This window comes from Streptomyces mobaraensis NBRC 13819 = DSM 40847 (assembly GCF_017916255.1).
Lineage (GTDB): Bacteria > Actinomycetota > Actinomycetes > Streptomycetales > Streptomycetaceae > Streptomyces > Streptomyces mobaraensis.
The window spans coordinates 5,648,860-5,670,635 of record NZ_CP072827.1; the positions used below are offsets into that span (position 1 = coordinate 5,648,860).

Below are 21,776 nucleotides of genomic sequence, written 5' to 3' on the forward strand. Positions count from 1 at the left end.
CATCACGCGAGTCGTCGCGGGCGCCGCGGGCGGGTAACGGCGGCGCGGGATGCAGCGAGATATCGAGCGATCGAAGGGACGTACATGCCCATGGGTCACACGGCCGCGCAACAGGCCGGCACCGGCGGCCTGACAGCGACCGAGCACCGCCTGGCCAACGGCTTGCGAGTGGTGCTCTCGGAGGACCACCTGACCCCGGTCGCGGCAGTCTGCCTCTGGTACGACGTCGGCTCGCGCCACGAGGTCAAGGGCCGCACCGGCCTCGCCCACCTCTTCGAGCACCTGATGTTCCAGGGCTCGGCGCAGGTGAAGGGCAACGGCCATTTCGAGCTGGTGCAGGGCGCCGGCGGTTCGCTCAACGGCACCACCAGCTTCGAGCGGACCAACTACTTCGAGACCATGCCCGCCCACCAGCTGGAGCTGGCGCTGTGGCTGGAAGCCGACCGGATGGGCTCGCTGCTCACCGCGCTCGACGACGAGTCCATGGAGAACCAGCGCGACGTCGTCAAGAACGAGCGCCGCCAGCGGTACGACAACGTGCCCTACGGCACCGCGTTCGAGCGGCTGACGGCGATGGTCTACCCCGAGGGCCACCCCTACCACCACACGCCCATCGGCTCGATGGCCGACCTGGACGCCACCTCCCTGGAGGACGCGCGGGAGTTCTTCCGCACGTACTACGCGCCCGGCAACGCCGTCCTCGCCGTGGTCGGCGACATCGACCCCGAGCGGACGCTGGCCTGGATCGAGAAGTACTTCGGGTCCATCCCCGCCCACGACCGCAAGCAGCCGCCGCGCGACGGCGCCCTGCCCGACGTCATCGGCGAGCAGCTCCGCCAGGTGGTCCGCGAGGAGGTGCCCTCGCGCGCCCTGATGGCCGCCTACCGGCTCCCGCACGACGGCACCCGGGAGGCGGACGCCGCCGACCTGGCGCTGACCGTCCTCGGCGGCGGCGAGTCGTCGCGGCTGCACAACCGCCTGGTCCGGCACGACCGCACCGCGGTCGCGGCGGGCTTCGGCATGCTGCGCCTGGCGGGCGCCCCCTCGCTGGGCTGGCTGGACGTCAAGGCGTCCGCCGGCGCCGAGGTGGCCGACATCGAGGCGGCCGTCGACGAGGAGCTGGCCCGCTTCGCCCTGGAGGGCCCCACCGCCCAGGAGATGGAGCGCGCCCAGGCCCAGCTGGAGCGCGAATGGCTGGACCGGCTGGCCACCGTCAGCGGCCGCGCCGACGAACTCTGCCGCTTCGCCGTCCTCTTCGGCGACCCGCAGCTCGCCCTCACCGCGGTCCAGCGGGTCCTGGAGGTCACGCCGGAGGAGGTGCGGGCCGTCGCCCAGGCGCGGCTGCGCCCCGACAACCGCGCGGTGCTCGTCTACGAGCCGACCGGGCCCCAGACCGCGGGCTCCGAAGAGAGCGGCGCCACCGAGGGCGCCATGGCGCAGGAAGCCGACGTACAGGAACAGGAGACGGCCCAGTGAGCGAAGCCGCAGTCGTGGGCGCCACCGGCACCGCCGAACCCACCATGCAGTTCCACCCGCAGCCCCGGCCCGGCACGGCCACCCCGTGGAACTTCCCGGCCCCCGGCCGCGACCGGCTGCCCAACGGCCTGACCGTGCTGCGCTGCCACCGCCCCGGCCAGCAGGTCGTCGCCGTCGAGGTCAGCCTCGCGGCCCCGCTGGAGGCCGAGCCGGCCGGCCTGGACGGCGTGGCCACGATCATGGCCCGCGCCTTCTCCGAGGGCACGGACAAGCTCAGCGCCGAGGACTTCACGGCCGAGCTGGAGCGCTGCGGCGCCACCCTGGACGCCCACGCCGACCACCCCGGCGTACGGCTCTCCCTGGAGGTCCCGGCCTCCCGGCTGACCAAGGCCCTGGGCCTGCTCGCCGACGCCCTGCGCGCCCCGGCCTTCCCCGACAACGAGATCGAGCGCCTCGTCCGCAACCGCCTCGACGAGATCCCGCACGAGCTCGCCAACCCGGCCCGCCGGGCCGCCATGGCGCTCTCCGCCGAGCTCTTCCCGGCCGACTCGCGGATGTCCCGGCCGCGGCAGGGCACGGAGGAGACGGTCGAGCGCATCGACGCGGCCTCCGTGCGGGCCTTCTACGAGGCGCATGTGCGCCCGGCCACCGCCACCGCCGTGGTCGTGGGCGACCTGACCGGCGTCGACCTGGACCAGGCCCTGGCCGACACCCTCGGCGCCTGGACGGGCTCCCCGGCCGAGCCCCGGCCCGTCCCGCCCGTCTCCGCCGACGACACCGGCCGCGTCGTCATCGTGGACCGCCCGGGCGCCGTCCAGACGCAGCTCCTCATCGGCCGCGTCGGCGCCGACCGGCATGCCAGCGTCTGGCCCGCGCAGGTGCTCGGCACGTACTGCCTCGGCGGCACCCTGACCTCCCGTCTGGACCGTGTGCTGCGCGAGGAGAAGGGCTACACCTACGGCGTCCGCTCGTTCGGCCAGGTGCTGCGGTCCGCCCCCGACGGCACCGGGGCCGCGATGCTCGCCATCAGCGGCTCCGTGGACACCCCCAACACCGGCCCGGCGCTGGCGGACCTGTGGACGGTGCTGCGCACCCTCGCCGCCGAGGGGCTGACCGACGCCGAGCGCGACGTCGCCGTGCAGAACCTGGTGGGTGTCGCGCCGCTCAAGTACGAGACAGCGGCGGCCGTCGCGGGCACGCTGGCCGACCAGGTCGAGCAGTACCTCCCGGACGACTTCCAGGCCCGGATGTACGAACGCCTCGCGGAGACCGGGACGGTGGAGGCCACCGCGGCCGTCGTGAACGCCTTCCCGGCCGACCGCCTGGTCACCGTGCTCGTCGGGGACGCCGCGGAGATCGCCGAGCCCGTCCGGGCGCTCGGCATCGGCGAGGTGACGGTCGTTTCCGCCTGACGGGAGCTCAAGCCTCGGCGTGCGCCCCGGCGCACGCGCGGGGGCGGAGAGGCGCGTGGTTCCTTCGGGGGCCGCGCGCCTCCGTTATGCCCGATTTATAGGAGCGGTTGCATCGTTCCTCTGTGGCGTGCGTCACTAAAACGGGGTTCCGTTTGCCGTTCGAATCTGACGACGATTAGCTTCAGGGCGGCAGTCCGTCGGATCGGAGCCGCAACCGCGGCCCCGGGCAGCCATCGCCGAGTCCCCGTACGGCGCGAGCCAGGGGAGCCGGGGAACCACATGTTCCCTGGGGTGAATCGGGTCCCTCTCCGGAGGGGGCCGTAGGAGACCTTCCTGCTCCGAACCCGTCAGCTAACCCGGTAGGCGAGAAGGAAGGAAAGGAACAGCCGCAACCATGGCGTTCACCCGTGCCACCGGGAAGCACCGTCGTCCGAGCCGTGCCGTACGTGTCGGCGCCAACGTCGCCGGCATAGCCACCCTGAGCGCCGCGGGCGTCGTCGCCGGTGTCGCCGCTCCGGCCTTCGCCGCCTCTCCGGAGGAGGCGCCCCGCGTGCAGGACACCGGCCTCACCCAGGCCGTCGTCATCTCCGACCACGTGGCCGACAGCGTGGACGAGCAGGCCCAGATGCAGCGCGGCGTGGCCGAGCAGGACGCCGCCACCCAGAAGGCCGAGGACGCGGCCAAGGCGCAGGCCGCCCTGATCAAGAAGCGTGCCGACGAGGCCAAGCGCAAGGCCGAGGCCGAGCGCGCCGAGAAGGAGCGCGCGGCCCGCGAGGAGGAGCGCAAGCGCCTCAACACCTTCGTGATGCCGATCGCCGGCTCCTTCGTCTCCACCCAGTACCACGCCTCCAGCGGCCTGTGGTCCTCCGGCAGCCACACCGGTGTCGACTTCCACGCCGGCGAGGGCACCAGCGTCCAGGCCGTGGGCGCCGGCACCGTCGTCGAGGCCGGCTGGGGCGGCGCCTACGGCAACAACATCGTCATCAAGCACAACGACGGCACCTACACCCAGTACGGCCACCTCTCGTCGATCGGCGTCAGCGTCGGCCAGACCGTCACCCCGGGCCAGCAGATCGGCCTCTCCGGTTCCACCGGCAACGTCACCGGCCCGCACCTGCACTTCGAGGCCCGCACTGCGCCCACCTACGGCTCGGACATCGACCCGGTCGCGTACCTGCGTTCGCACGGCGTCAACATCTGACCGGCCGTCCCCTTTCCTCCGCCGAGCCCCGCCCGGACCACACGTCCATGGCGGGGCTTTCGGTCGTCGCGAACGGACCGTCCGGGCACGGTGGGCTTTCCCGTTCCCTCCGCTTGGCCAAATCATTTCCATGGGCATCCGATGGCCATCGGAAACCGCGCGGGATTGCCATAGAGTCGAGCGAATCCTGAAGAAGCGTCCCCCGCCTGCCGGCCGCCGCTTTCACGCGAGGCCGTGTCGGGGTCGATCCGGAGGTCCGTCCAATGCGGGGACGTTTGTGAACGGCGGGACCGACGCGGTTGCCGAGAGCCGCCGCGTCTCCGCGCAGGCGGTGTGCACGGCGATCCGCGACGACATCGTCTCCGGCGCCTTCCCGCCCGGCAGCCGGCTCATCGAGGAACTGCTCGCCCGACGGTACGGCGTCTCGCGCGTCCCGGTGCGGGAGGCGCTGCGGACCCTGGCCTCCGAGGGCTTCGTGACCACGCGCCGGCACGCGGGCGCCTGCGTCGCCGAGCCGACCGAGCAGGAGGCGGCCGACCTGCTGGAGGTGCGGGCGCTGCTGGAGCCGCTGGGGGCCGCCCGGGCCGCGCAGCGGCGGACCGAGGCGCACCTGAAGGTGCTGCGCGGACTGGTCCGGCTGGGCCGGGAGCGCGCCCGCGCGGGGCAGCCGGGCGAGCTGTGCCCGCTGGGCGACTGGTTCGACGAGACGCTCGCCCAGGCGTCCGGCAGCCCGAGCCTGGCCGCCCTGCTCACCCAGGTGCGGCGCAAGATCGCCTGGATGTACGCGCCCGAGCCGCCCGCCCGGCCCGTGGAGACCTGGGAGACGCACGCCGCGCTGGTCGACGCGGTGGTCAGGGGGGACGTGGAACGCGCCCGGGGCATCGCCGCCGGACGGGCCGGGCGGGCACCCGGGGAATTCCGGTTCTGGCGGCCGGTGGCTGCTTCTTCCGCTTCTCGAACTTCTCCGGCGCCGTCGGCCGCCGTTCGGAAACGTGCCGTTCACACGGCGGGCGCCGGAATGTGACGGCCGTCCGGCATTCCGGGGCCGGCGGGTAATTCACCGGTGCACGCCCGGTGTTTTCCGGCCGGAATGCGCGCGCGGGGCGAAACGCGCGAGCGGGGCCGCGGCGGCCGGGTCCACCGGCCGCCACGGCCCCGCTCGCGACCCTCGGGAAGCCCGCCGAGATCGGCGGCTCCCCGGGGCGAGGGCTCAGACGGTCTCCGGAAGCTCCTCGAGCCCCTCGGCGACGAGCTTGGCCAGACGGTCGAGCGCGGCCTCGGCACCCGCGTCCTCCGAGGCCAGGACGATCTCCTCGCCGCCCTGGGCGCCCAGGCCCAGCACGGCCAGCATCGACGCGGCGTTGACGGGGGTGCCGCCGGCCTTGGCGATGGTCACGGGGACGCCGGCGGCGGCGGCCGCACGGACGAAGATCGACGCCGGACGGGCGTGCAGGCCGTCGGCCCAGCCGACGTTTACACGGCGCTCAACCATGGTGTTGCCCTTCGAGTCGCGAATGGGTTGTCTAGACCAGTGTCGCATGGTGCGGGCAGTGCTCCGCCGCGGCCGTCATTGTCAGTGGCCGGTCGTACGCTGATCCCATGCAGACGCCGTCCGAGCACGCGTATCCGGCCCACTGGGAAGCCGATGTCGTCCTCCGCGACGGCGGGACCACCCGCGTCCGGCCCATCACCCCCGACGACGTCCAGCGCCTGGTCAGTTTCTACGAGCAGGTCTCGGACGAGTCCAAGTACTACCGCTTCTTCGCGCCCTACCCCCGGCTGTCCGACCGCGACCTGCACCGCTTCACCCACCACGACTACAACGACCGGGTCGGGCTGGCCGCCACGATCGGCGGCGAGTTCATCGCCACCGTCCGCTACGACCGCATCGACTCCCGCGGCCGCCCGGCCCACGAGCCGACCGACGAGGCCGAGGTCGCCTTCCTGGTCCAGGACGCCCACCAGGGCCGCGGGGTCGCCTCCGCCCTGCTGGAGCACATCGCGGCCGTCGCCCGCGAGCGCGGGATCCGGCGCTTCGCGGCCGAGGTGCTGCCCGCCAACACCAAGATGATCAAGGTGTTCACGGACGCCGGGTACACCCAGAAGCGGAGCTTCGAGGACGGCGTGGTCCGCCTGGAGCTCGACCTGGAGCCGACGGACCGCTCGCTCGCCGTCCAGCGGGCCCGCGAGCAGCGCGCCGAGGCCCGCTCGGTGCAGCGCCTCCTCGCCCCCGGCAGCGTCGCGGTCTTCGGCACCGGCCGGGAGCCCGGCGGGATGGGCCGGGCCGTGCTGCGCAACCTGCTGGCCGGCGGGTTCACCGGCCGGGTCCTCGCGGTCAACACCTCCTTCCCCGACGGCCTCACCAGGCTCGACCCCGAGGGCGTCCCGGCCCTCCGCTCGCTCCGCGAGGCCGAGGGCCCGGTCGACCTCGCCGTCGTCGCCGTGCCCGCCGACCGCGTGCCGTCCGTCGTCGAGGACTGCGGGGAGCACGGCGTCCAAGGGCTCGTGGTGCTCTCCGCCGGGTTCGCCGAGGGCGGCGCCGACGGCCGGGCCCGCCAGCGCGAGCTGGTCCGGCAGGCCCGCTCGTACGGTATGCGCATCATCGGCCCCAACTCGTTCGGCCTGGTCAACACCGCCGCCGGGGTCCGCCTCAACGCCTCCCTCGCCCCCGAGCTGCCCCCGCCCGGGCGGGTCGGCCTGTTCAGCCAGTCCGGCGCCATCGGCATCGCGCTGCTCTCCGGGCTCCAGCGGCGGGCGGCCGGGCTCGCCGGCCTCGCCTCGGTCTCCACCTTCGTCTCCACGGGCAACCGCGCGGACGTCTCCGGGAACGACTTCCTCCAGTACTGGCACGACGACCCGGACACCGACGTCGCCCTGATGTACCTGGAATCCATCGGCAATCCGCGGAAGTTCACCCGCCTCGCCCGGCGCACCGCGCTCCACAAGCCGGTCGTCGTCGTCAAGGGCGCCCGGCACGGCGGCGTCACCCCGGCGGGGCACACCGTGCCCACCACCCGCATGCCCGACGCCACGGTCTCCCACCTCCTCCGGCAGGCCGGCGTGATCCGCGTCGACACCGTCACCGAACTCTCCGACACCGGGCTGCTGCTCGCCGCCCAGCCGCTGCCCGCCGGCCCGCGCGTGGCCATCCTGGGCAACTCCCAGTCCCTGGCGCTGCTCACCTACGACGCCTGCCTCACCGACGGCCTCCGCCCGCTGCCCCCGCGGGACCTGACCACCGCCGCCGGCCCCGAGGACTTCCACCGGGCGCTCGCCGCCGCCCTGGCGGACCCGGCCTGCGACGCCGTCGTCGTCACCGCCATCCCCCGGGTCGACGGCGAGTCGGCCGCCGGTCTCGCCGCCGCCCTGCGCGACGCCGTCGCCGCGGCCCCCGTGGCGAAGCCCGTCTGCGTCGTCCACCTGGAGATCCCGGGCCTCGCCGAGGCCCTGGCCGCCCCGCCCGAGGCCGGCGCGCCCGCCCGGCCGGGCTCGGTGCGCGTTCCCGCCTACCCCGCCGCCGAACGGGCCGCCCGGTCCCTGGCCCACGTCGCCCGGTACGCCGAGTGGCGGCGGCGCACCGAGGAGCGGCCCGGCCGGGTCCCCGAGTACGAGGACATCGACGAGGCGGGCGCCGCGGCCGACATCGAGGTGCTGCTCACCGCGCACGGGGTCACCGAGGGCGACCCCGGCGGGCCGCGTGCCGTCACCCTGTCCGCCGCCGACACCCAGCGCCTCCTCGCCCGCTACGGCATCGCGGTCCTCCCCGCGCTGCCCGCCCCCGACCCGGAGGCCGCCGTGGCGGCGGCCCACCGGCTGGGCTTCCCGGTCGCCCTCAAGCCCACCGCCCCGCACCTGCGGCACCGCGCCGACCTGGGCGGCGTCCGCCTCGACCTCGGCGGCGAGGCCGAACTGCTGCGGGCCTACAGCGAGTTGACCGAGCTGCTCGGCAAGCCCTCGGAGACCCGCCTGGTGGTGCAGTCGATGGCCCCGCGCGGCGTCGACACGGTCGTCCGGGCCACGATCGACCCGGCGGCCGGGGCGGTGCTCTCCTTCGGCCTCGCCGGAGCGCCCTCGCTGCTGCTGGGTGACACCGCGCACTGCCTCGTCCCCGCCACCGACCGGGACGCGGCCGAGCTGATCCGCTCGGTGCGCACCGCGCCCCTCCTCTTCGGCTGGCGCGGTGCCGCCCCCGTCGACACCGGGGCGCTGGAGGAGCTGCTGCTGCGCGTCTCCCGCCTGATGGACGACCATCCGGAGGTCGTCGGCGCCGACCTGGAGCCGGTGATCGTCGCCCAGCACGGCATCCACGTCCTGGGCGCCTCCATACGGCTGGCTCCGCCCCCGCCGCGCACCGACCCGGGGCCGCGGAGCCTGCCGACGTACTGAGCGGTGCCTGACCGTCCACCGAGCGGGGCCCGCCCGCGCACCGGGGCCGCCCGGCCCGGATCCCGGGCACCGGCCCGGGCATCGGCGGCGGCAGGGGTCCGTACGCCCCGTAGGATGGGCGTATGGCGAAGACCGGTACGACGACCCAGGGGCTGCGCGCGGCGATCGAGCGCAGCGGCTACTACCCGGCCCTCGTGGCCGAGGCCGTGGAGGCGGCCGTGGGCGGGGAGCCGGTCGTGTCGTACCTGGTCCACCAGGAGACGACGTTCGACTCCAACGAGGTCCGCCGCCATGTGACGGTCCTCGTCCTCACCCGTACGCGGTTCATCGTCAGCCACACCGACGAGCAGGCGGCCGACGGCACCTCGCCGTCCCCGTACGCCACCACCTCGACCGAGTCCGTGAAGCTCGACCGGATCTCGTCCGTCGTCGTGAGCCGCGTCGTGGCCAACCCCGAGTCGTACACGCCGGGCGCGCTGCCCCGCGAGGTGGTCCTCACCATCGGCTGGGGCGCGGTCTCCCGGATCGACCTGGAGCCGGCCGCCTGCGGCGACCCCAACTGCGACGCGGACCACGGCTACACGGGCTCCTCGACCGCCGACGACCTGAGCCTGCGCGTCAGCGAGGCGGGCGACGGCCCCGACAGCGTCCGCCAGACCCTCGCCTTCGCCCAGGCGATCTCCGAGGCGACCGCGGTCACCGGCCGCTGATGTCGTACCCGAGCACCGCGGGCGCCGCCTGGCACGAGCCCGCCCCGCTGGACCACCGCACCGCACCGCTGCCGCGCTACGGTTCCGGTTCCCTCTCCGACCTGCTGCCCGCCGCGGTGGCGGGCATGGGCGTGCCGGGCTTCCGTTCCGGACTGGAACTGGCGCCCGCCGACCGGGTCTGCGTCTTCCTGATCGACGGCCTGGGCTGGGAGCTGCTGCGTGCCCACCCGGCCGAGGCGCCGTTCCTCCACTCGCTGCTCGGCAGTTCGCTGAACGGCACCGGCGCCCCCCTGACCGCCGGTTTCCCGTCCACCACCGCGACCTCACTGGCCTCGGTGGGCACCGGACTGCCGCCCGGCGCCCACGGTCTGCCCGGTTACACGGTCCTCGACCCGGCCACCGGCGAGCTGATGAACCAGCTCCGCTGGCGCCCCTGGACGGACCCGCACCACTGGCAGCCGTACCCCACCGTCTTCCGGCTCGCGGACGACGCGGGCGTCCACACCTGCCAGGTGTCGTCCCCCGACTTCGAGCACACCCCGCTGACCCGGATCGCGCTCAGCGGCGGCACCTTCCACGGCCGGCTGTCCGGCGAGGACCGGATGGACCTCGCCGCCGCGCAGCTCGGCGCCGCCGACCGCTCGCTCGTGTACACGTACTACAGCGAGGTGGACGGCAAGGGCCACCGCTTCGGGGTCGACTCCGAGGAGTGGCGCGGCCAGCTGATGTACGTGGACCTGCTGGCCCGGCGGCTCGCGGAGCAACTGCCCCCGCGTTCCGCGCTGTACATCACCGCCGACCACGGCATGATCGACATTCCGTTCACCCCCGAGGCCCGCATCGACTTCGACGAGGACTGGGAGCTCCGCGCCGGCGTCTCGCGGCTCGGCGGGGAGGCCCGGGCCCGGCACGTCTACGCCGTACCGGGCGCCGCCGCCGACGTCCTCGCGGTGTGGCGCGAGGTGCTGGGGGAGCAGATGTGGGTCGCGGGACGCGACGAGGCCATCGAGGCCGGCTGGTTCGGCCCTCCCGGAGCCGGCGTGGACGACCGGGTGCACGCGCGGATCGGCGACGTGGTCGCCGCGGCCCGGGACGACGTGGCGATCGTCGCCACCGAGACCGAGCCCAACGAGTCCAAGATGGTGGGCCTGCACGGCTCCATGACGCCCGTCGAGCAGCTGGTGCCGCTCCTCGAAGTCCGCACCTGAGCACCACCCCGTGCCCTGTCCCCCACTTCCCCGCCCCACGAAACGAAAGGCGTTGGCCTTCCCATGCCCGAGCTGGTGTTCTTCTCCGGAACGATGGACTGCGGAAAGAGCACCCTCGCTCTGCAGATCGAGCACAACCGCTCGGCCCGCGGCCTGCAAGGGATGATCTACAGCCGCAACGACCGCGCGGGCGAGGGCAAACTGTCGTCCCGGCTCGGCCTGGTGACGGACTCCGTCGAGGCGGGCGAGGGGTTCGACTTCTACGCCCATGTGGTCGGCCGGCTCTCCGCGGGCGGCCGGGTGGACTACGTCATCGCGGACGAGGCCCAGTTCCTCGCCCCCGAGCAGGTGGACCAGCTCGCCCGGATCGTCGACGACCTCGAACTCGACGTCTTCGCCTTCGGCATCACCACCGACTTCCGCACCCGGCTGTTCCCCGGCTCGCAGCGGCTGGTCGAGCTCGCCGACCGGATCGAGGTCCTCCAGGTCGAGGCCCTCTGCTGGTGCGGCGCCCGCGCCACCCACAACGCCCGGACGGTCGGCGGGCAGATGGTCGTCGAGGGGGCCCAGGTCGTCGTCGGGGACGTCAATCAGCCGGAGACGGTGGTGGGTTACGAGGTGCTCTGCCGGCGTCACCACCGCCGGCGCCTCACCGCGGCGGCGGCCCGGGCCGCCGCGCTCTCCCCGGACGTGCTGCCGGTGGACCCCGAGCCGGCGGGCGGCGCGGCTAACGGGGTGACCGCACCAGCGTGAGGACGGCCCCCTCCGGGTCCGCGACCGTCGCCGTCCGCCCGGCCGGTCCGTCCTGCGGGGCCTCCAGCACCCGCCCGCCCAGTTCCTCCGCGCGCCGGGCGGCGGCGTCGGTGTCGGTCACCTCGAACCAGGTCGTCCACCGCGGGCTCCGCACCGCGGGCCCGACGCCGCGTACGGAGGCGACGGGCCGGCCGTCCAGGTGCAGGGTGAGCCGGTCGGAGTCGACGGAGCCGGCCGGTTTGACCTCGTAGGGGAAGAGCGCCTTGTAGAACTTCACGGCCACGGCCGGGTCGTGGGTCAGCAGCTCGTGCCACACGGCCGTCCCGGGCACCCGGGGTGCCGGCGCCGCCGGCGGCTCGTGCGGCTGCCGGACGCCGAAGGGGGCACCGGCCGGGTCGGAGGCCAGCACCAGGCGGCCGGTGTCACCGGTGGCGAGCGGGCCCACCCCCACCGTGCCGCCCGAGCAGCGGATCCACTCGGCCGTCACATCGGCGTCGTCACTGGCCAGATAGGTGGTCCACTCCCGTGGCAGCCGCCGGTCGGGCGGCAGTTCGCCGAGCCCCGCGACCTCGCGGCCGTCGAGCACCGCGCGGACGCAGGGGCCGAGCCGGCACGGCCCCGGGCTGTCGTAGGTCCAGCCGAAGAGGCCGCCGTAGAACTCCTGCGTCGCCCCCAGGTCGTGCACCAGCAGGCTCGTCCAGCACGGGGTGCCCGGGACGTGCCGGACCTGCCCCTCGCTCCGCTGCGGGGCGGACCCCCATACCTCGGTCATCGTCGCTCTCTCCTCGGACCATCGTGGTGGCCGCGCGGCGCTCCCATGGCCTGACGGCACGGGCGGAACTCCCGTGGACTGCGGCGCGCGGGGTGGTGCGGGACGGTGCCTGAGCAGATGGTTGCACCACCGGTCGTGTCATGCCCCCCGGCCGCGCCGGATGACACTGGTTCCCGTGGGATCCAGCAGGAAGAGGCCGGAAATCGTGTTTCGCTTCCGTTTCGGGGCTCTTGCCGTCCAGTATCGATCGGTCGTGCGCTGTCCCGCCAGGGTGCCTGTCGGACGCAGAGGTGACTACGCCAGGATGGCTCGCATGAATCCGATCATCAGCGCAAGGGAATTGGCGGAGCTGCTGGGGGCGGGGGAGCGGTCGCCCCGGCTGCTGGACGTCCGTTGGCGGTCGGGCGGCCCGTCGTGCCGCCCGGAGTACGCCGCCGGCCACCTCCCCGGAGCCGTCTACCTCGACCTGGAAGAGGAACTGACGGGCCCCAAGGGGACGACGGGCTGCCGCCACCCGCTGCCCGACCCGGCCGCCTTCGGGGCCGCGATGCGCCGCGCGGGCGTCCGCGCGGACGACGACGTGATCGTGTACGACGGCGGCCAGAACTGGGCGGCGGCCCGCACCTGGTGGCTGTTGCGCTGGACGGGTCACCGGTCGGTGCGCGTGCTCGACGGCGGCGTGGCCGCGTGGACGGCCGCGGGCGGTGAACTCTCCGACGAGGTACCGGAGGTCGCGGAGGGCGACTTCGTCCCGGCGCCGGGCGCGGTACCGCTGCTCGACGCGGACGGCGCGGCGGCGCTCGCCCGCCGGGGCGTGCTGCTGGACGCCCGCGCGGCGGAGCGCTACCGCGGCGAGGTGGAGCCGCTGGACCCGGTCGCCGGGCACATCCCGGGCGCGCTCTCCGCCCCGACCACCGAGAACGTGGACGCGGACGGGCTGTTCCGGCCCGCCGCCGAACTGGCCGAGCGCTTCTCGGCGCTGGGCGCGGTGCCGGGGGCCGAGGTGGGCGTCTACTGCGGGTCCGGGGTCTCCGGTGCGCACGAGGTGCTGGCGCTGGCCGTGGCGGGCGTTCCGGCCGTGCTGTACGCCGGGTCGTGGAGCGAGTGGACGGCGGACCCGTCCCGTCCGGTGGCCACGGGCGCCCAGCCGGGCTGAGCCGGGCCGCGCTCGGATTCCCGCGCTCGGTTTCCCGGGCCGGGCATGCCGATCGCCGGGCGCGACCGCCCGGCGATTCAGGCAAAAGGGTTACGGCGGTGCGCTCGTAGGGAACCACGCGAAAGGGGCAGACCGGGTGTAGGCAGGCCGTACGGCCCGGCCTCACTCCTGTTTCTTGCGCCGCGTCCCGAAGACGATCTCGTCCCAGCTCGGGACCGCCGCCCGGCGGCCCGGCCGGACGCCGTCCGCCTCCGCCTGCCGGTCCGTGGTGCCGATCAGCCGCTCCCGGTGCCCGGCCACCGACCGGGGCATCAGCACGTCCGCGTACGCCGAACCCGCGCTCGCCGCCGGGGCGGGCGGCTCGACGGCCTCCGCCTCCTCCGCCGGGATCTCGCCCGGCGGCGCCGACGGGGGCTCGGGTACGACCATGTCGCCCCGGAAGCTGGGCACGGCCTCCAGCAGGCTGGTCAGGGAGTCGCGCTCCTTGGCGGCCTCCTCGGCGGCGGGCGCCGCGACGGCCGCCGGGGCCTCGGCGGGCTCCGCCGCCGGACGGTCCTGGGGCCGCTCCCGGGGCAGCCGGGCGATGCGCGGGACGAAGGGGAAACTGGGCTCCGGGGTGTCCTCGGTCTCGCCGATCAGCGCCCGCGCCTCGTCGTCCAGCGCAGAGACGATCCGGCGCGGCGGATCGTAGGTCCAGCTCGCGGCCCGCGGCTCACCGGCCACGCGGTAGACCAGCAGCACCTCCCAGGTGCCGTCGTCGCGCCGCCACGAGTCCCACTGCGCGGTGTCCTTCTCGGCGCCGCGCAGCAGCAGCCGCTCCGCGACCGCCTCGCCGAGCTGCGGTCCGGTGCTCTCGCCGGGGCGGCGCACGGGGGTCTTGCGGGCGCGCTCGGCCATGAAGGCGCGCTCGGCGAGGACCGGGCCCTCGAAGCGGCGCACGCGTTCCACGGGGATGCCGGCGAGCTGGGCGACCTCCTCGGCGGAGGCGCCGGCCCGGATCCGGGCCTGGATGTCGCGGGGCCTGAGGTGGCTCTCCACCTCGATCTCGATCTGCCCCAGGCGCGCGCGGTCGTTGCGCACGGCGGCGCGCAGCCGCTCGTCGATGGGAAGGGTGTACTCCGTGCTGTCCGCAGCCTTGAGCACCAGCCGTGTGCCGTCGTTGGAGACGGCCACGACACGCAGTTCGGGCATGGGGACCTCCCGGGTGGTGCCTGCCGACGTCACGTGCGTCGCTGCTTCCGCTGGTCGAGTGTGGCCTGCCCGGGTAGCAGCCTGCCACAACATTGCCGAGTTGACGGGGCGAGAGCCGCCCGGGCCCCTCCCGTTGGGTCCGGGCAACCGGACGGGATACCGGGGCCGGGCTCGCCACAGTACTCCATTCGGACCACTGGGGGTGGAGCGGCGCGCCATCGATGTTCACGTCCGGCAAGGGAGTTGATTGCCCCCTCTTGCGCCGGAGACCTTCCCACGGGTGGCGAGGTTCACACAATCACCGGATTCGGAACTGTTCGTTACGCTCGAATGTCCCTTCTGAGTGCAAGAGGCGCGAAAGGTTCGACAGAGGCTGGAGATGGACGACAAAGCCGAAAGTGGCGCAAAAGCCAAGGGCAAACGCCTGGACTTGAGCGTCGCCCAGGTGGCGGGCAGTGCGCTGGCCGCGGTGATCGCCGCCCTGCTCGCCGGCAAGCTCGGTGTCTACGGCACGGTGATCGGCGCCGGAGTCGTGAGCGTGGTCGCCACCACGGGTGGCACGGTCTTCCAGCACCTGTTCAGACGGACCGGCGAGCAGGTGCGGGACGCCGCGGCGCAGGCCGCGCGGCCCCGGCTGCGGCAGGTCCCGCTGGGCGACGCGGAGCGCGCGGTCGGCCGGGCGCGCGCCGCCGACGCCTCCGACGCCGCCCCGGGGCACCCGGGCCCGGCGCTGCCGCCCGACCCGGAACGGACCCGGCTGTTCGCGCGGATCGGCACGGACGGTGACGAGGACGCGACGCGGATGCTGTCGGAAGCGCACGCCGGTGCGTACCCCGGCGCGTACGACGGTGCGCACCCCGTTCAGGGCTCCGCGGGGTTTTCCGGGGAGTTCTCGGCCGGCACGACGCACGGCACCCGATGGCGCGGATGGAAGCGGCCGTTTCTGGCCGCCGGCGCGGTCTTCGTCCTCGCGATGGGCGCGGTGACAGCGGTCGAACTGGTGTCGGGGCAGAGTGCCGACGGCACCAAGGGCGGGACGACGATCATGCGCTCCTTCCAGCAGGACAAGAAGCGGGACGAGCCGAAGCACGACGACAAGAGGGGTACCGGCGGCGAGAGCGGCCGGGACGGTTCCCACGGCACCGGCTCCGGGGCCGACGAGGGGACGGACGGGAGTCAGGACCCGTCCCGTTCGCCGGGCACGGACGGCGGCGCGGGCTCGGACAAGAGCGGGGGAGTGACGCCGTCCCCCGACGCCTCGCGGCCCGCCGGCGGTACCGGTGGGCAGACCCCGGACCCGGGCACGTCCCCCTCGGGCGGCGCCTCGCCGAGCCCGGACCGGACCCCGCAGCCGGGCGGTTCGCCGGACGCCGGCAAGGGCGGCACGGCCGAGGGCAAGGGCGGCGCGAGTGCGCCGCCGGCCCAGGGGACGGGCACCGGCGCCTGAGCCGGTGCCCGACGCGGTGGTTCAGTCTCCGAGCACCCGCCGCAGATACGGGTTGCCGAACACCCGGTCGGGGTCCAGCCGGTCGCGCACGGCCGTGAAGTCGGCGAACCGGGGGTAGACCCCGGCCAGGTAGGAGGCGTCCCGGCCGTGCAGCTTCCCCCAGTGCGGCCGGCCGCCGTGGGCGATCATGATCTCTTCCGCCGCCGAGAAGTACGCCCGGTACGGCGCGCCCCGGTACATGTGCACCGCGAGGTAGGCGGTGTCGCGGCCGGAGGCGGTCGACAGCCAGACGTCGTCGGCGGGCGCGGTCCGGACCTCGACGGGGAAGGCGACCCGCAGCCGCCGCCGCTCGATCACCGCCTTCAGCTCGCGCAGCGCCGGGACGGCGGCCTCGCGCGGCAGCGCGTACTCCATCTCCACGAAGCGGACCCGCCGGGGGCTGGTGAAGACCCGGTAGGGGATGTCCGTGTACGTCCGCGCGGACAGGGCGCGGCCGGTGACGCGCGCGATGGAGGGCACCGCCGCGGGCACGGCCCGGCCCACCGCGCACACCGCGCCGAACAGTCCGTTCGACAGCAACTCGTCGTCCACCCAGGCGCCGAGGCGGCCGAGCGGTGCGGCGGGACCCTGACTGCGGTTGTTGCGCTTGGTGGTGCAGTGTTCGGTGTGCGGAAACCAGTAGAACTCGAAGTGCTCGTTCTCCGTCGCGAGCCGGTCGAACTCGGAAGTGACCTGTCCGAAGGGCATCGGTTCCTCGCACGCGGTGAGCAGGAACTCCGGCTCCACGGCGAAGGTGATCGCGGTGATCACGCCCAGCGCGCCGAGGCCCACCCGGGCCGCCGCGAACACCGCGGGGTGCTCGGTCGCGGAGCAGGACAGCACCGAGCCGTCTGCGGTGACCAGTTCCAGGGCCGTGATCTGCGCGGCGATCGAGGCCGAGTCGCGGCCGGTGCCATGAGTGCCGGTGCTGACGGCCCCGGAGACCGTCTGCTCCATGATGTCGCCCATGTTCGTCAGCGACAGGCCGCGCGCGGACAGCGCCCGGTTCAGATCGGCGAGCCGGATGCCGGCCCCCACGGTCACCGTGCCGGCCGCGCGGTCGACGGACCGTATCCCGGCCAGCCGGTGCGGGCGGATCAGTATTCCGTCCGTCGCTGCCGCTGCCGTGAAGGAGTGGCCCGAGCCGGCGGCCTTCACCCGCAGCCCGTCCGAGGCGGCGGACGCCACCGCCCGGGCCAGGTCCGGAACCGTCTCCGGAGTGATCGTCCGGAGCGGGAAGGCGGTGACGTTCCCCGCCCAGTTACGCCACGCGCTCGTCCTCGCCGACGCCGTGGTTCGTGCCCTTGCTGGTGTCTCCGTCATATGCGCCAGACCCTCCCCTAGGCCGCGGGACGGACGTCCCGGTCCGCCGGGACACCCGCTCCCGCGCCGACCGCAGCCGGCGGTACCCGAGGAACGCCCCGACGGCCGCCAGCGCTCCCGCCACACCGGGCACCGCGTACCCGGTGCCGGCGCCCGAGGCGTCCACCACCGCTCCGGCGAGGGACGAGCCGAGCGCCGCCCCGACGGCCATCCCGGTGCTCGTCCAGGTCATGCCCTCGGTCAGGTTCGCGCGCGGTACGTGCCGCTCGACCAGGGCCATGGTGGTGACCATCGTGGGTGCGATGGCCAGGCCCGCGAAGAAGAGCGCGACGGTCAGGGACGGCAGGTTCCCGACCAGTTGGAGGGGGATCATACTCACGGCCATCACACAGACCCCGACGAGCCAGCGGCGGGCGGGTTCGCCCTTGGGGCGCAGCAGGCCGAACACCGTGCCCGCGATGCAGGAGCCGAGCGCCCACACGGCCAGGACCACGCTGGACAGCGCCTTGTGACCCAGCTCCTCGGCGAACGCGACGGTCACGACCTCGATGGAGCCGAAGAGGGCGCCCAGCGCCACCGACGTCCCCACGAGGACCCGCAGCCCGCCCGAGCGCAGGGCGGAGCCGCCCCCGCCGTGCGCGGTCCCGTGCGGCGGCGGCTCGGTGGCGCGCTGGGCGGTCAGCCAGAAGACGCCGAGCAGCAGGAAGACCCCCGCCAGCAGCGGCCCGGCCTCCGGGAACCAGCCGGTCGACAGGCCGATGGCGAGCACCGGGCCGGCGATGAACACCAGCTCGTCGATCACGGACTCGGCGGAGTAGGCGGTGTGCAGGTGATGGGGGGAGTCGCGGTAGAGGGCCGCCCAGCGGGCCCGCACCATCGCGCCCACGCTCGGCACCGCGCCCACTCCGAGCACCAGGACGAAGAGGGTCCAGTGCGGCCACCGCAGCCGCGCCCCCAGCAGCAGGCAGGCCGTCGCGGCCACCGAGAAGAGAGTGGCCGGCCGCAGCACGCGCCGCTGCCCGTACCGGTCGACCAGGCGCGAGACCTGCGGTCCCATCGCCGCGGTGGCCAGCGCGAGGGCCGCGGAGAGCGCCCCCGCCAGTCCGTACTCCCCGGTGATCTCCGAGGTCATCGTGACGATGCCGATGCCCATCATCGACAGCGGCATCCGGGCGAGGAGCCCGGCCGCGGAGAAGGACCTGGCGCCGGGAGCGGCGAAGATCGCGCGATACGGACTGGACAAGCCGGCTCCGCCCTGAGGAAGAGGAACGAGGGGTTCGTGACGAGGGTGCCGCAAGGGTCTTCGTTGGCCCATACAGGTTACGGGTGAACCTGTGTTCGCCGCGCGATATTTCCCGCCTTCCCCGGACGCCTCGGCGCACCGGCCTGCCGTGCCGGGTGACGCGGCTGTCAGTGGGGGGTGGCAGGATCGTAGCCATGTCGGATCAGCCAGCCCACGCCCCGTACGACGCCCTGCTGTTGCTCTCCTTCGGCGGCCCCGAGGGCCCGGACGACGTCGTCCCGTTCCTGGAGAACGTGACGCGAGGCCGGGGCATCCCCCGCGAGCGGCTCAAGGAGGTCGGGCAGCACTACTTCCTGTTCGGCGGCGTCAGCCCCATCAACGACCAGAACCGCGAGCTGCTGCGCGCCCTGCGCGAGGAGTTCGCGGCGAGCGGCGTCGACCTGCCGGTGTACTGGGGCAACCGCAACTGGGCGCCCTACCTGACCGACACCCTCCGCGAGCTGGTCCGCGACGGCCGGCGCCGGGTGCTCACCCTCGCCACCAGCGCGTACGCCTCCTACTCCGGCTGCCGCCAGTACCGGGAGAACCTGGCCGACGCGCTGGCCGCCCTGGAGGCCGAGGGGCTGCCCGTGCCGCGCGTCGACAAGCTGCGGCACTACTTCAACCACCCCGGCTTCGTCCGCCCCATGATCGACGCCACCCTCGCGGCCCTCGCGGAGCTGCCCGAGGCCGTACGGGCCGGAGCGCACCTCGCCTTCACCACCCACTCCATCCCCACGGCCGCCGCCGACACCTCCGGCCCCGCCGAGCACCACGGCGACGGCGGCGCCTACGTCGCCCAGCACCTCGACGTGGCCCGCGCCATCGCCGACGCCGTGCGCGAGGAGACCGGGACCGACCGGCCCTGGCGGCTGGTCTACCAGTCCCGCAGCGGCGCCCCGCACATCCCGTGGCTGGAACCCGACATCTGCGATCACCTGGAGGCGGTGCACGCCGACGGCGCCCCCGCCGTCGTGATGGTCCCCATCGGCTTCGTCTCCGACCACATGGAGGTCAAGTACGACCTCGACACCGAGGCCAAGGCCAAGGCCGTCGAGCTGGGGCTGCCCGTCGCCCGCGCGGCGACCGTGGGCGCCGACCCGCGCTTCGCCGCCGCCGTCCGCGAGCTGGTCCTGGAGCGGGCCGCCGCGGAGCGCGGCGAGCGGCCCGAGCGCTGCGCGCTGGGCGCCCTGGGCCCCTCGCACGACCTCTGCCCCGTCGGCTGCTGCCCGGCCCGGGCGCCGCGCCCCGCCGCCGCGGGCGCGGACAGCCCCTGGGCGTGACCCCGCCGACACGTCCCCTACCAGGCAAGGAGCCCCTGTGAACGCCCCCACCGACGCCCTCAAGGCCGAACTGCTGTCCGTGGCCGTGGAGGCCGCCGAGCGGGCCGGCGCGCTGCTGAGGGACGGCCGCCCCGCCGACCTCGGGGTGGCCGCCACCAAGACCAGCCCCATCGACGTCGTCACCGAGATGGACCTCGCCTCCGAGAAGCTGATCACCGGCTTCCTCGCCGAACACCGGCCCGACGACGGCGTGCTGGGCGAGGAGGGCGCCAGCACCCCCGGCACCAGCGGGGTGCGCTGGGTGGTCGACCCCCTCGACGGCACGGTCAACTACCTCTACGGACTGCCGTCCTGGTCGGTCTCCATAGCCGCCGAGTACGCCGGCGAGACGGTTGTCGGCGTGGTGGCCGCGCCCCTGCGCGGCGAGACCTACCGGGCCGTCCTCGGCGAGGGCGCCTGGCTCGGTGACCGCCGGCTCTGCGTCCGCCCCGCGCCCGCCTTCGAGCAGGCCCTCCTCGGCACCGGCTTCGGCTACCTCGCCGCCCGCCGCACCGCCCAGGCCGAGGTGGTCCGCCGGCTGCTGCCCGAGGTCCGGGACATCCGGCGCGGCGGCTCCGCCGCCATCGACCTCTGCGACGTCGCCTGCGGCCGGCTCGACGGCTACTACGAGCGCGGGCTCAACCCCTGGGACCTCGCGGCCGGCGACCTCGTCGCCCGCGAGGCGGGGGCGCTCACCGGCGGCCGCCCCGGCGCGCCCGCGTCCGGCGAGCTCGCCGTCGCCGCCCCGCCCGGCTTCTTCGAGCCCCTCCAGGCCCGCCTGGAGGAACTGGGCGCCTGGCACGACTGAGCCCGGCACCCCACGGCGCACACGGCGGAGCGCCCCGGCGCACGAGGCACCGGGGCGCTCCGGCCGCTTGCGCGGCGGTCGGCGGTCAAGGGTCAGGCGGCGCTGACCTCGACGCCGTGCTCCGCCGCGAGGCGGTGCAGGTCCTCCAGCTCCGCCTGTTCCATGTCGACGAGAAAGTCGTCTCCGCTGCGGCGGGCCCGGTCGAGATCACTGCGCGTGGTCTCTATGCGCTGCAGAATGCCGGCGGTGAACGCGTCCATGCTGCGCCCCCTCCTGGGTCGGCTCGGTGGCACGGGGGTGTGCCGGGGGGTATCCCCGGACGGTGGCCGGGGAAGACGATCACGTGCGTGGTGGTCCCCCGCGGTGCCGCGTGGTCATGGCGCACCACGGGACGGGGATCGTGATCGCGGGTGTGCAGACGTCTTCCCCACCCCCGTCCGCGCGGAAACCTCCCGTCCGCAAACGGACGGGAAGCCGCCTCCGGCGAGGGCCCCGGAGCCCCTTACAGCCGGTTTATCGGTGTTCGGGGCAGGATGGAGGGGACCACCGGTGGCCGTCCGGCCTGCCCGCAGGGCCGCCGGAACCACCCCCGCACCCCCAGGCCCGTCGGGCCCCTGAGGAAGGAAGAGCCCCGTGCGCGTACTCGTCGTCGAGGACGAGCAACTGCTCGCCGATGCCGTCGCCACCGGACTGCGCCGGGAGGCCATGGCCGTCGACGTCGTGTACGACGGGGCCGCCGCCCTGGAGCGCATCGCCGTCAACGACTACGACGTGATCGTCCTCGACCGCGACCTGCCGCTGGTCCACGGCGACGACGTCTGCCGCAAGGTCGTCGAGCTCCAGCTGGCCACCCGGATCCTGATGCTCACCGCCTCCGGCGACGTCAGCGACCGCGTCGAGGGCCTGGAGATCGGCGCCGACGACTACCTGCCCAAGCCCTTCGCCTTCAGCGAGCTGATCGCCCGCGTCCGGGCACTGGGCCGGCGCACCACCGTCGCCCTCCCGCCGGTCCTGGAGCGGGCCGGCATCCGGCTCGACCCCAACCGCCGCGAGGTGTTCCGCGACGGACGCGAGGTGCAGCTGGCGCCCAAGGAGTTCGCGGTGCTGGAGGTGCTCATGCGCAGCGAGGGCGCCGTGGTCTCCGCCGAGCAGCTGCTGGAAAAGGCGTGGGACGAGAACACCGACCCCTTCACCAACGTCGTCCGCGTCACCGTCATGACGCTGCGCCGCAAGCTCGGCGAGCCGCCCGTGATCGTCACGGTCCCCGGCTCCGGATACCGGATCTGACCC

19 protein-coding genes and 1 riboswitch are annotated in these 21,776 nt (G+C 74.4%); of the genes, 13 read left to right on the plus strand and 6 right to left on the minus strand.

Features of this window, described 5'->3' with window-relative positions; translation table 11 throughout:
* Positions 1-90 precede the first annotated feature (90 nt).
* The 4 genes from J7W19_RS24440 (at position 91) to J7W19_RS24455 (ending at position 5,113) form a co-directional block, all read left to right on the plus strand.
* Positions 91-1,476: a M16 family metallopeptidase gene (locus tag J7W19_RS24440; RefSeq protein ID WP_004949028.1), complete on the plus strand. Its 1,386-nt coding sequence runs from the start codon at positions 91-93 to the stop codon at positions 1,474-1,476.
* A gap of 44 nt (positions 1,477-1,520) precedes the next feature.
* Positions 1,521-2,888 carry a M16 family metallopeptidase gene (locus J7W19_RS24445; RefSeq protein WP_040891068.1) on the plus strand — a complete coding sequence of 456 codons (1,368 nt, stop codon included), beginning with the start codon at positions 1,521-1,523 and terminating at the stop codon, positions 2,886-2,888.
* Positions 2,889-3,112: 224 nt separating this feature from the next.
* Positions 3,113-3,268: riboswitch (cyclic di-AMP (ydaO/yuaA leader) on the plus strand.
* Positions 3,269-3,282: 14 nt separating this feature from the next.
* Positions 3,283-4,089: a M23 family metallopeptidase gene (locus J7W19_RS24450; protein ID WP_004949023.1), complete on the plus strand. Its 807-nt coding sequence runs from the start codon at positions 3,283-3,285 to the stop codon at positions 4,087-4,089.
* 277 nt (positions 4,090-4,366) lie between these two features.
* Entirely contained in the window at positions 4,367-5,113 is a 747-nt protein-coding gene (locus tag J7W19_RS24455; RefSeq protein WP_004949022.1) for a GntR family transcriptional regulator, read from the plus strand.
* Between the two features lie 186 nt (positions 5,114-5,299).
* On the opposite strand, the gene J7W19_RS24460 is transcribed toward J7W19_RS24455, so the two are convergent.
* Complete coding sequence (locus tag J7W19_RS24460) at positions 5,300-5,581, minus strand: HPr family phosphocarrier protein (protein ID WP_152263926.1); 282 nt, start codon at positions 5,579-5,581, stop codon at positions 5,300-5,302.
* A 107-nt stretch (positions 5,582-5,688) separates the two neighbouring features.
* On the opposite strand from J7W19_RS24460, the gene J7W19_RS24465 reads away from it, so the two are divergent.
* The 4 genes from J7W19_RS24465 (at position 5,689) to J7W19_RS24480 (ending at position 11,146) form a co-directional block, all read left to right on the plus strand.
* On the plus strand, positions 5,689-8,475 hold the full coding sequence (locus tag J7W19_RS24465) for a bifunctional acetate--CoA ligase family protein/GNAT family N-acetyltransferase (RefSeq protein ID WP_004949341.1): 2,787 nt from the start codon (positions 5,689-5,691) through the stop codon (positions 8,473-8,475).
* A gap of 122 nt (positions 8,476-8,597) precedes the next feature.
* Positions 8,598-9,185, plus strand: coding sequence for a DUF5998 family protein (locus J7W19_RS24470; protein WP_004949338.1), 588 nt, complete (start codon positions 8,598-8,600; stop codon positions 9,183-9,185).
* The gene (locus J7W19_RS24475; protein WP_004949336.1) at positions 9,185-10,393 is read left to right on the plus strand and encodes an alkaline phosphatase family protein; all 1,209 of its coding nucleotides are present in this window, start codon (positions 9,185-9,187) and stop codon (positions 10,391-10,393) included. Before J7W19_RS24470 ends, J7W19_RS24475 begins: the two co-directional genes overlap by 1 nt.
* A gap of 63 nt (positions 10,394-10,456) precedes the next feature.
* Positions 10,457-11,146, plus strand: a complete 690-nt coding sequence (locus J7W19_RS24480; protein ID WP_004949334.1) for a thymidine kinase — start codon at positions 10,457-10,459, stop codon at positions 11,144-11,146.
* Here the strand turns inward: J7W19_RS24480 and J7W19_RS24485 are convergent.
* Positions 11,121-11,918, minus strand: coding sequence for a VOC family protein (locus J7W19_RS24485; protein WP_004949332.1), 798 nt, complete (start codon positions 11,916-11,918; stop codon positions 11,121-11,123). The two genes, J7W19_RS24480 and J7W19_RS24485, sit on opposite strands and share 26 nt — an antisense overlap.
* A gap of 313 nt (positions 11,919-12,231) precedes the next feature.
* Between J7W19_RS24485 and J7W19_RS24490 the strand changes: the two genes are divergently transcribed.
* Positions 12,232-13,074 (plus strand): sulfurtransferase, encoded by an 843-nt coding sequence (locus J7W19_RS24490; RefSeq protein ID WP_040891171.1) that lies wholly within the window; start codon positions 12,232-12,234, stop codon positions 13,072-13,074.
* 162 nt (positions 13,075-13,236) lie between these two features.
* On the opposite strand, the gene sepH is transcribed toward J7W19_RS24490, so the two are convergent.
* A complete protein-coding gene (gene sepH / locus J7W19_RS24495) occupies positions 13,237-14,298 on the minus strand; it encodes a septation protein SepH (protein WP_040891169.1) in 1,062 nt (353 codons plus the stop codon).
* Between the two features lie 346 nt (positions 14,299-14,644).
* Here sepH and J7W19_RS33145 point away from each other — a divergent pair, with 346 nt between their 5' ends.
* Positions 14,645-15,712, plus strand: a complete 1,068-nt coding sequence (locus tag J7W19_RS33145; RefSeq protein ID WP_040891166.1) for an ICP22 family protein — start codon at positions 14,645-14,647, stop codon at positions 15,710-15,712.
* 21 nt (positions 15,713-15,733) lie between these two features.
* On the opposite strand, the gene J7W19_RS24505 is transcribed toward J7W19_RS33145, so the two are convergent.
* The gene (locus J7W19_RS24505) at positions 15,734-17,074 is read right to left on the minus strand and encodes a D-arabinono-1,4-lactone oxidase (RefSeq protein WP_040891163.1); all 1,341 of its coding nucleotides are present in this window, start codon (positions 17,072-17,074) and stop codon (positions 15,734-15,736) included.
* The gene (locus J7W19_RS24510; protein ID WP_004949323.1) at positions 17,013-18,317 is read right to left on the minus strand and encodes an MFS transporter; all 1,305 of its coding nucleotides are present in this window, start codon (positions 18,315-18,317) and stop codon (positions 17,013-17,015) included. Before J7W19_RS24510 ends, J7W19_RS24505 begins: the two co-directional genes overlap by 62 nt.
* Positions 18,318-18,511: 194 nt before the next feature.
* Between J7W19_RS24510 and J7W19_RS24515 the strand changes: the two genes are divergently transcribed.
* Positions 18,512-19,639, plus strand: a complete 1,128-nt coding sequence (locus J7W19_RS24515) for a ferrochelatase (RefSeq protein WP_004949321.1) — start codon at positions 18,512-18,514, stop codon at positions 19,637-19,639.
* 37 nt (positions 19,640-19,676) lie between these two features.
* The gene (locus tag J7W19_RS24520; RefSeq protein ID WP_004949320.1) at positions 19,677-20,486 is read left to right on the plus strand and encodes an inositol monophosphatase family protein; all 810 of its coding nucleotides are present in this window, start codon (positions 19,677-19,679) and stop codon (positions 20,484-20,486) included.
* A gap of 92 nt (positions 20,487-20,578) precedes the next feature.
* Here the strand turns inward: J7W19_RS24520 and J7W19_RS24525 are convergent, their stop codons facing one another.
* Positions 20,579-20,746 (minus strand): hypothetical protein, encoded by a 168-nt coding sequence (locus J7W19_RS24525; RefSeq protein ID WP_004949318.1) that lies wholly within the window; start codon positions 20,744-20,746, stop codon positions 20,579-20,581.
* A 373-nt stretch (positions 20,747-21,119) separates the two neighbouring features.
* Here J7W19_RS24525 and J7W19_RS24530 point away from each other — a divergent pair, with 373 nt between their 5' ends.
* Positions 21,120-21,773 (plus strand): response regulator transcription factor, encoded by a 654-nt coding sequence (locus tag J7W19_RS24530; RefSeq protein WP_004949316.1) that lies wholly within the window; start codon positions 21,120-21,122, stop codon positions 21,771-21,773.
* Positions 21,774-21,776: the final 3 nt, after the last annotated feature.